Source organism: Flectobacillus longus (assembly GCF_030056705.1).
In the GTDB taxonomy this organism is placed as follows: Bacteria; Bacteroidota; Bacteroidia; order Cytophagales; family Spirosomataceae; genus Flectobacillus; species Flectobacillus longus.
The window spans coordinates 32,161-42,685 of sequence record NZ_JASHIC010000013.1 but is presented as its reverse complement, the minus strand read 5'-3'; the positions used below and the strand labels follow the sequence as shown (position 1 = coordinate 42,685).

The window sequence follows — 10,525 nt, the reverse complement described above, 5'->3', positions numbered from 1 at the left end:
AAAACACTCTAGAGGGGCACTCCCCTCTAGGGTGCCTAAATAGTTAAGAAATCAAATCAAAGGAAATAAAGCCTAGTAGTATTTATCTTTTTTCTTTGGTTAATAATTTAAACCATCATCCAATGAGACGCCAAAGTTTGCTTTTGAGAGCGAAAACCGCAATCCTCTTCTCTCTAGCCTTAGGGCTGGCAAGTGTAGAAAAAGCTCATGCTCAGCAAGAAGTCCAATATTCTCAATATATGTTCAATATGCTTGCTGTTAACCCAGCTTATGCGGGTAGCCGCGATGTATTGAGTATGACTGGAATTTACCGCCAGCAGTGGGTAGGAATCGAAGGCGCACCAACTACACAGTCATTCACTATCGACATGCCAGTTAAAAAAGAAAAAGTCGGTATTGGATTACAATTATACCACGACCAGATTGGGGTATTCAATAATACGGGAGCATATTTATCTTATGCTTATCGTGTCAAAGTATCTCAACGTTCTACTTTGGCTATGGGTATTCAGGCCGGAGCAACCAACTTGGTGGGTAATTTAAGTGGTGTCCGTCGTACATTAGATAATACCGATATCGATCCAGCATTTAATGGCAATACCTCCAAATGGTTACCTAATGTAGGTACAGGTTTGTACTTGAGTAACGACCGTGGATATATTGGTGTTTCGGTTCCAAACTTAGTACAAAACGAACTTCGTACTTATACTGGTAATGAAGATACATTGAAAAAAGCTCGTCAAGAAAGACACTATTTCGTGATGATGGGATTTGTTGTGCCGTTGGGAAGTTCATTGGCATTGAAACCCTCTGTATTAGTAAAAGCGACTCGCGATGCTGCTGCATTTGATTTTAACCTTAATCTATGGATTCGCGATCGAGTTGCTGTTGGGGCTTCTTGGAGAACCAATAATCAAAAGTTTAATTCACCTTTCGCAAATCAAAATGGTGATGCCGCTATTGGTATGCTCGAAATTCAAGCAAGTGACCAGTTCCGTATTGGCTATGCGTATGACTTTATGCTAAATAGCCTACAGAACTCACAAAAAGGTAGTCATGAAATTATGTTGAGATATGAGTTCGGTTTCAAAAAAGCCAAAATTCTTACTCCACGTTATTTCTAAATTAGTAACAGGAAAGATTAAATTAATAATATATCTGTGGTACACTATGAAGGTATCCTTCTAATTATGAGTGTAATTTAATAACTGATATACTATTAACTTTTACTTAAGTATTAATGCAAAATAAAATTGCATTAATACGCTTTAGGCTGTAAGCCGTAGGCATTAGGCAAAAAAGTTTCTATTATTTCATGAGAAATACTATTTAACTTTTAGCTTACCGCATAAAGCCTAAAGCTTAAAGCGGGTAAAATTTATTTTAATTTTGCCTACTAACTTATTACTGGAAAGTCTTGAGTATAAGGTCATATCCTTAGTTGTCTTATCGATTTTGAATTCGCCCTCATGATGTTATAACTGTTTAGAAAAATGATTAATTGTAAGAAAATAGGATTGGTAATTCTTACTGCCTTACTCTTTATTTCAAAGGTGTCAGCTCAGACGTTGAAAGATGCTGAGGCTGAATTTGAAAGAATGAGCTATTTGAATGCCGCAGAGATGTTTGAACATGTCCTCAAGGGCAAAGTTTCAGATACAGACAAGCAAGCTGCAAAGCTGAAGTTGGCATACGCTTATCGACAAATCAAAGACTCTCAAAATGCAGAAAGAGTATATAAAGAGATAGTAGATAATCCGTCTTTTTCAGGTGATTCAAAAGCATACCTTTATTATGCACAAGCGCTTGCTACAAATGGTAAGTACAAAGAATCACAGGACGTATATGAAAAATATTCTAAAATAGCAGGAACGGATAAGCGAAGCTCAAGTTTTCAGAAATTATATAAGAATGTTGAAACACTCAGCAAAAATAAAGCATGTTATAAGGTTGAGTACCTAAATCTCAATACTGATAAAGCAGACTTTAGCCCTACCTATTACAAAAATGGGTTTGTTTTTAACTCTGGTCGTACAGAGTCTGTGGGTTTAAAACGAGTATATTCTTGGGATAACTCAAATTTTCTTGACCTTTATTACTTGTCTGATATTAGCAAGCTCACTGCTTCTCAGCCTTCTGGTTTAGGTGGCTCTACCGCAAATAAAGAACGTAAATTTAAAGCGCCAGCCGTCGTTGGAGATGACGAATACACACCCGCTACACCAAATGATTCAAGAACAGTAGGTTCTTATGGCAGTACTGGTATGTACAAAGGGTATGCGACATACAATGAGATTCCTGTTACACAAAGTGAGGTTTTCTCCAAAACCCTTAATACTAAATACCATGAAGGGCCTGTGACATTTTCGAGCGATAGCCGTAAAATTGTTTTTACAAGAAATAATTATAACTCAGGTAGTTTCAAGACTAGTGCAGACCGTGTAAATAAATTAAAACTTTACACTGCCGAAGACAAAAAAGGTGATGGACAATGGTCTAGTGTAAAAGAGGTTCCTTTTAATAATAACGAGTATTCAACTGGGCATCCAACTTTGACGAAAGATGATAAGTTAATGTATTTTGTTTCGGATATGCCAGGTGGTTTTGGGGGTACAGATGTGTATGTAGTAGAGTTTAACAACGGAAGCTTTGGAACTCCTGTCAATCTAGGACCTCAAGTAAATACTGAAGGAAATGAAATGTTTCCTTTTGTAGATGAAAAAGGAAATTTATATTTTGCTTCAGATGGTCATGCTGGACTTGGAGGCTTAGATGTCTTCTTTGTTGAGTTACAAGATGGGAAAACTATTAAAAGTAAAATTAAGAATCTTGGTGCTCCTATCAATACGAGCCAAGATGATTTTGGACTTATCACAGATGGAGAACGTAAACAAGGATATCTAAGCTCAAATCGTAAACGTGGTGGTGCCGATGATGATATTTATAGATTTACAAGGGAATGTGATGAAAAACCAGAATGTCGTGAGCTACAGGTTATTGTATTTGATGCAGAGTCAAAATTGCCGCTAGATAACGCTGATGTAGAAGTATCAACAGAGGGTAAGACAGAGATGAAAAAGACAGATTCAAATGGTACTTTCAAAATCTGTTTGGATGAAGATAAATCATATTTATTAAAGGCTTCTCGTGAAGGGTATCTTCCCAATACAGTAGGATATTCGGCAAAAGATGCAAAAATGGAGCAATCAACGCTTGATATTCCTTTACAACCTGTAAAAGAAGTAGAAGGAGATTCACTATCAGCAAGAATCAGTCCATCAGGTAATCCTAATCCAGCGCTACCTTGTAAGGTAACTACCCTTAGGGGACGTGTTACTTCGAGTAAAGATAAAAGCCCAATTGCAGGTGTTGTTGTAACGCTAAGAAACGAATGTGATGGAACAATACAACAAGTGGTAACTGATGCAGAGGGACGCTATCAGTTTGATATTTGCCCAGGATGTGATTATAATCTGGAAGCAGCTAAAGAAAATTTTGGTTCGAAAAGTAATAAAATTAAGAAAGTGGGAGATAATCCTCCAAAATACATCAATTCTAATTTGAGTATGTTTGAAGAGGGAGATGTAATTACAATCGATAATATTTACTACGATTATGGTAGATACAATATCCGCCCTGATGCAGCTAGAGAATTAGAAAAACTAGTATCACTGATGAAGCGCTATCCAAAAATGAGAATCGATTTACGTTCACATACTGATTCACGCTCGTCGACTGAATTTAACCAAAGACTTTCAGAAAATCGTTCGAAATCAGTAATTAGTTATTTACGTAAACGTGGTATTGCTTCTACAAGATTAGAGTCATCAGGATTTGGCGAAACGCAATTACTCAACGAATGTGCCGACGGTGTTGAATGTACCGAAGAACAACATCAGACCAATCGAAGAACAGAATTCAAAGTAATTCAGATGCAATAAATTTGAGTGAAATTTATATTTAAGTCCGTGTAACAGGTAACTTTACCTTACACGGACTTTTTTTGTGGTATGAAACAATTCTTACTTTTTATTTTTCTTCTTATCTCGTCTTCTAATTTTGCTCAATATCCTTTTTTGAGGTCTTATACTGTAGATAATGGTTTGCCTAGTTCGAATGTATATCGTGCATACCAAGATAGTAAGGGCTTTCTTTGGTTTTGTACCGATAAGGGCATCGCCCGATTTGATGGTTATCATTTTGAAAGCTTTTCCACCAAAAATGGTTTGCCCAATAATGATGTCTGGCAATGTGCAGAGGATAACCAAAAACGACTCTGGTTTTTGACTTATAGCGAGTCATTTTATTATTTTGATATAAACGACAATAAGTTCTACACAATTCCAAACCCTTATCCCGACCTACAAGACACCCATATTTGGTGCTATGTTCAAACATCGCCCAATACTATGCAGGTGATTTTAAATAAGAGATTTGAGGTATTGGAAATAGATGTCAAAAATCGAAAAGTTAAGCGATATAGCCCCCCCAAGATTGGGAATCAATCCTATCCGTTTATCAACAACAAAACCCACCTCAGTGTAAACATGAGCGTAGGTTCTGCTTTTACATTACGAGCTTATTCCGAAGGGCTATCCCACAATATCAAGCATGTTCCTCATGTTTTGCCTGATTTTTTTAAATCAAAATTTCCTATTCAAATTTTTAATAAGCTGATTACTATCTTGTTTGAAGACGATAAAACTATTTATGCTACCGCCGAAAATTTGGTGGTCTATAGTAAAAATGGATTGAAGGAAATCCCCACTTCTAGTATAAGCTCTTTTAAAAACAATAACCTGACATTATTACTTAGTACTGGAAGCCCGAAATATAAGCTTTGTGTAACCGAAAAAGAGTCTTTTCTATTAGATGAAAATTTTAAACGATTGCACCAGTTTGATTTTTTGAACAGGTATGTTATTAATACAATTTATGTAGACAGCGAAGAAAACTTTTGGTTTTGTACCAAGGATAAAGGGTTGCTATTTTTGTCAAAACAAGCTATGAACTCGGCTACATATAATTTCGCTGATGGTAACTCGGTTGTAGCAATGCAGCAATATGGAGATAAATTAATTTTTGGCACAGGAAAGGGCAATTTATATCGAATAGAACCAAATCAATCTATCACACCACTTGAGATAAATGATCCCATACAGTTACCAGTGAGAGATATTGCCATTACCAAAGAAAAAGCTATGGTAGCTTATTACGGTATGGATTATACTATGTATTCGACGAAATCATTGTTGACAAAAAATAAGTTAACTATTAATAAAATTGTAAAGAAAAACGGACAGTATGATTTATACGAACCAATCAATAAAAAGTACGATGGAGAATGTATCCATTGGATTGATTATAAAACAATAGATACACTCAATTCAAAAACTATTGTAGGCTATAATGCCCTAATGATGGTAAAGCTTATCGAAACACCAAGTCATTATAGAACGAAGCGTATTTTTACTAAAATTAATATTCCCAAAATTATTGCCATGCACACAGGAGTTGATAGCTCCATTTGGGTAGGTAACTCTAAAGGTATTTATAAGCTATCTTTTGCCGATTCTACGGCACAGTATTTTGATAGTCAAAAAACGAAATATCCTTTACTCCGAAAACCCGTAAAGTGTATCATTTCTACCAAAGATAAAAAAGTGTGGGTTGGTACCAATGGCTTTGGTTTGTATGCTTTTGATGGAAAAAGCCCTTTAGTTATCCAAGAGCTCACCTATGAGAATATCAACGCCATCTATGTTGATGATAAAACCAAAACCGTCTGGGCAGCTACCAATCATGGAGTATATATTTTGTCAGATATAAATTATCGTGCTCAAAGTTACCAACTCAAAAAACTTTCAGTAATTCAAGGACTACCTACACATGAAGTATATTGTTTAAGTATACAAAAGGATTGGGTGTGGATAGGAACAGCGAATGGCTTATTTAAAATCAAAATGAAACATATTTTGAACACTGAGTCACAAAACGCAAATGTTCCTTTGGTGATTCGTCGTGTGAAAGTTAATAATCAAGATACCTTAGTTACCTCTCATTATGAGTTAGAACATACGCAAAATAACTTGACCATTGAGTTTGTGGCTCTTTCGTATATGAGTAACAAAAATATTAAATATCAATACCGCTTATTAGGAAGTAGCCAGTCGGATACCTTATGGCAGGAAGTTGATGAACTACAACTAAGTTTTCCTTTTTTGCCTCCAGGCAACTATACTTTCGATCTAAGAGCTTATGATGTGACTGGACAAGCTACCCAAAAAGTCAACCCAATAAGCTTTCATATCAAAGCCCCTTTTTGGCAAGAAACTTGGTTTAGATTAATTATCGTTGGTATCGTTGCATTAGGGGCAATTTTGGCTTTATATGCCCGCATCAAATTTATTCGAAAAGCCGAAAGCGAACGGACTGCTGCCAACAAACGGTTTGCTCAACTCGAATTACAAGCATTACAAGCACAAATGAACCCTCATTTTGTGTTTAATGCCTTAAGTTCAATTCAATACTATATTTTGAACAATGCTATTGAAGCTGCCAATGATTACTTGAGTAGATTTTCACGATTGATGCGACTCTTTCTGGAATCTTCTCGGAATAAATATATTTCTGTTCATGAGGAATGTGAACTTCTGGAATACTACATTACCCTCGAACAGTTACGGTTTAAAAATCGATTTACTTTTGAAATACAGATAGACGATGAAGTGCCTCAGGAGTTAGAAATTCCATCTATGCTGATTCAACCATTTGTTGAAAATGCAATTAATCATGGGCTTGTTTACAGTAAAAATAACGAAGGTATTCTTTTGATTCACTTTAGTTTGTTAGACGATTATGTGCTTTGTACCATCGAGGACAATGGAATCGGACGAGAAAAGGCCGCAGAGCTGAAGCAAAAGTCTCTAAAATCGTATCAATCTCAGGCAACTCAAATTACTGCCGAACGAATTCAATCTTTAAAATACATTGAAGAAACTAAAGTCGAAGTAAATGTTATTGATAAATTCAATGAAATAGGAGAGTCTCAGGGGACAAAAGTTGAAATACTTATTTATCTTTGAGAAATAAAATTATCCCTAATTGTTAACCATGCTCAGAGCTATCATTGTTGATGATGAGAATAATGCACTAGAAGCTTTAAAAACTCTTTTAACCAATTATTGTCCGCAAGTAAAAATTATAGAAACAGCCACCTCTGTCGAAGAAGCATACCAAAAAGTAGTTACTTTCAATCCTAATCTTTTATTTTTAGATGTGGAAATGACAAACGGAACGGGATTCGATTTATTAATGAAATTTGATGAACCTTCTTTTAAAGTCATATTTGTAACGGGTTTTGACCAGTATGCACTTAACGCCATTAAGTTTTCGGCAATTGATTATCTCCTAAAACCGATTCATGTAGCAGAATTAATTGAGGCTGTCAAAAAAGCAGAAAAGCAGCTCGATAGTCAGGATAATCTCGGTGAACTACGAAATTTGCTTAGTACCTTAAATAACCCCAGAAGTCGTAAGAATAAAATCGCTATTCCTACTCACAAAGGTTTTGAAATGATAGAGGTACAGGATATTGTTCGTTGTGAGGCTTCAAGTGGTTATACTTTGATTCATTTGCTTCAAGGGAAGCCAGTTATGTCTTCTCGTGATTTAAAAACTTACCACGAACTATTAGAAGAATACGATTTCTTCCGAATTCATGATTCTCATGTAATTAGTCACTTTCATATTCAAAAGGTTTTGAATGAAGACGGTGGCGTGGTAATACTTACCAACGATATTCGTTTACCCATCGCTCGACGCCGAAAAGCTGATTTTTTGGAATGGCTAAAAGGACGTTAAACCAAGTAACGACTATATTCGACCAGATAATAGTAATTTATTGCCGTATAAAAGGTGTAGATTGTTTGACATAGCTTTACCATGTATTTTCGTAATGTGTGTTAGACCTCTATACTTATTGAGGACTCCCAAGTTTAAGGCAACTTGTGGGTCCTCTTTTTTTGATCAATTCAAAGAGAAGCATTGGAGTGTTTACTTCAAAGTGTCTCTTACAAAATATACAGCTATTTTATAAGACTCATCTAATTATCTACTCTTGCATAATCGCTTACTTGCTACTAACTTCGTTACAAAACCTCAGCGACTAGATTGGGGCTAGGATTAAACACAATGTCATTATGAAAAAGCTTCTACTAGGGGTAATAGCCACCTTGTTATATCTTCAAAGTTATGGTCAACAAGATCAGTTGTATTATACTTATCCGTTTATGCCCATGACCATCAATCCTGCCTATGCAGGAGCAAAAGAAGTTATTTCATTTTCTGGTATTTACCGAAAACGCCCCTTATTTACTAATAGTGTTGCAGCAACTTCTACTCAGCAATATTTTAACTTTGATATGCCGATTGCACAAGACAAAATGGGCGTCGGTTTTCAAGCATATAATACTGATCAGGCCATTGGGATAGGAGGGAGTTTGGCAGGTAACCTAGGCCTTTATGGTAACTTCGCCTATCGGTTCAATATGCCAAATGACGGGAAGCTAGCAGTAGGCGTTCTAGCAGGTATAACACAAGTACCCGCAATTTTTGGTGCAGGAAGTTCAGGTACAACACGTTTACGCTCAAGTTTAGGACTAGGCGTATATTATCAAAATGACGATTGGTATGCGGGTGTTTCGATGCCCAATGCCAACGCCTCAAGTGACGGATATAATGTGCCAATCTTTGTTTCTGGAGGATATTTGTTTCCACTTTCAGATGATTTTGTGCTCAAAACAGGCGTGGTATTCAGACGCATTAGTAATGGTGATTATAACCGAAGTGACATAGATTTACACGGAGTGCTTTGGATTAAAGAAAGATTTGGTCTTGGTATTTGGTATCAAAATACGGGTTCTGAATTTGTTAATAAAGCGCTGTTAGGTTCATTGGAGGTACAACTAAGTAAAATGAGAATTGGTTATTCTTATGACTTTCAAGGTAGTAACGCTACCAATACCACCTCACCCGCTAATCAAGGATTTCATCAAATTATGTTGAGATTTGATTTTGATTCGGGTAATGGAAAATCAGCACAGTTTAAATATTTCTAAAAGTGCTCAAAGGCAATGAAATAAAAAACGGGTGAGAATCTCTCACCCGTTTTTTATTTCATCTTTTCCAACGCAGAGGTAAACTTTTGCGTATCTATTTTTTCTTTTAGCGCTAATTCGTAAGCTTTTTGCTCTATATCTAGTGCTTTTTGTTTTTCTCCCAATTTTAGCATTAACTGGGCATAGGAATGATAATAGTCTGGATTTTCTACTAGTTCAATAGCTCTTTGAATCCATGGGATAGCTTTTTCTAATTTTGTAGGAGTATCTACTTGCTCATAAAAAGTTTTTACCACGTCATGTAATTCATTAGCTGTCAAACGAGCCATTGTAAAGCGCCCATACTTTTTGATATTATTGTAAAGTGGTGCTCCAGTACCTGTTGAATCTTTGATTCCAAGACGATAAGCTTGCATCATTTTGTCATATTCCCATAAGTCTTGTTTTCGAATACTTTCTATTTGTACAAACATTACATATTGGTCAAGATAATTTTCAGCAGCTTCAACATATTTGTTAACATCTTTTATCGCTAAATAAAAAGCAAGCTTATTTTTATCATTTACACGGTCGGCTGTATTAGGAAGAGCCTTCAAGTTAGCCTGTAACGCTTTTTCAAAAAGAACTTTATTCTTTGTCTCAATAGCCTGATAGAAGAACTCGTTAATACTTGTCGAAAAAGCCTGATTGACTTTTTCATCTCCCCCTTCAAATAACCCTTCAGCTTTTTCACGATATTTTAACAGTAGCTCAAAAGCTTTTCCATCAATTTTAAAACCATTATTGACCACCAAACGCAGTGTTTTGTCCGAAGACTGTTGGATAGGAGTAAGTGCTTTTACATATTCCTCTACCAATGTCATGTTATCTAGGTTATATCTAGAACGCTTGGCAATAAATTCATATAAAAAATCTGGGTCACGTTTACCATCATTATATTGTTTTTCGAGAACATAAATTGGTTTTGAGTCCGATTGATTTGTCAAAACAAGGTCAGCTTCTTTCAAAAGGTCGGTCGAGCCAAGGTATCCCTCCTGCTTATACACGAGGTTTTCGGTGGCATCTACAAAAAGACAAGTAGGATAGGAAGTCACATTATAACGTCTGGCCAACGTAATCCCAAATCCTTTTTCAGCATCGATTTTGTAATTGATAAACTTGTTATTGAATTTATCGCCTACAGACGCTTCAGAGAAGGTTTTTTTATCCATCTCTTTACAAGGTCGGCACCAAGTAGTATAAATATCGACAAAAATTAGCTTGTTCTGAGCCTTTGCCTGAACAAGTACATTTTGCCAATCATCTTGACGAAAAGATATTCCCTGTGAGAAGGTCTGAGCACTTACCCACATAAGAGCAAGAAAACAGATTTGCGACAGGTTTACTGGTTTCATGGTATGGTAATG

The 10,525-nt window shown here is 36.0% G+C and carries 6 protein-coding genes; 5 read left to right on the top strand and 1 reads right to left on the bottom strand.

The window, feature by feature from the left end:
- Window positions 1–122: 122 nt before the first annotated feature.
- The 5 genes from QM491_RS10835 to QM491_RS10815 all read left to right on the top strand — a co-directional run bounded on the left by QM491_RS10835 (window position 123) and on the right by QM491_RS10815 (window position 9,119).
- Window positions 123–1,124, top strand: coding sequence for a PorP/SprF family type IX secretion system membrane protein (locus tag QM491_RS10835; RefSeq protein ID WP_283327515.1), 1,002 nt, complete (start codon window positions 123–125; stop codon window positions 1,122–1,124).
- Between the two features lie 369 nt (window positions 1,125–1,493).
- Window positions 1,494–3,941: a carboxypeptidase regulatory-like domain-containing protein gene (locus QM491_RS10830; protein WP_283327514.1), complete on the top strand. Its 2,448-nt coding sequence runs from the start codon at window positions 1,494–1,496 to the stop codon at window positions 3,939–3,941.
- Between the two features lie 69 nt (window positions 3,942–4,010).
- Window positions 4,011–7,085, top strand: a complete 3,075-nt coding sequence (locus QM491_RS10825; protein WP_283327513.1) for a sensor histidine kinase — start codon at window positions 4,011–4,013, stop codon at window positions 7,083–7,085.
- A gap of 28 nt (window positions 7,086–7,113) precedes the next feature.
- Entirely contained in the window at window positions 7,114–7,863 is a 750-nt protein-coding gene (locus tag QM491_RS10820; RefSeq protein ID WP_283327512.1) for a LytR/AlgR family response regulator transcription factor, read from the top strand.
- 338 nt (window positions 7,864–8,201) lie between these two features.
- Entirely contained in the window at window positions 8,202–9,119 is a 918-nt protein-coding gene (locus tag QM491_RS10815) for a PorP/SprF family type IX secretion system membrane protein (protein ID WP_283327511.1), read from the top strand.
- A gap of 53 nt (window positions 9,120–9,172) precedes the next feature.
- Here the strand turns inward: QM491_RS10815 and QM491_RS10810 are convergent, their stop codons facing one another.
- Window positions 9,173–10,513, bottom strand: coding sequence for a tetratricopeptide repeat protein (locus QM491_RS10810; RefSeq protein WP_283327510.1), 1,341 nt, complete (start codon window positions 10,511–10,513; stop codon window positions 9,173–9,175).
- Between the last annotated feature and the right edge of the window lie 12 nt (window positions 10,514–10,525).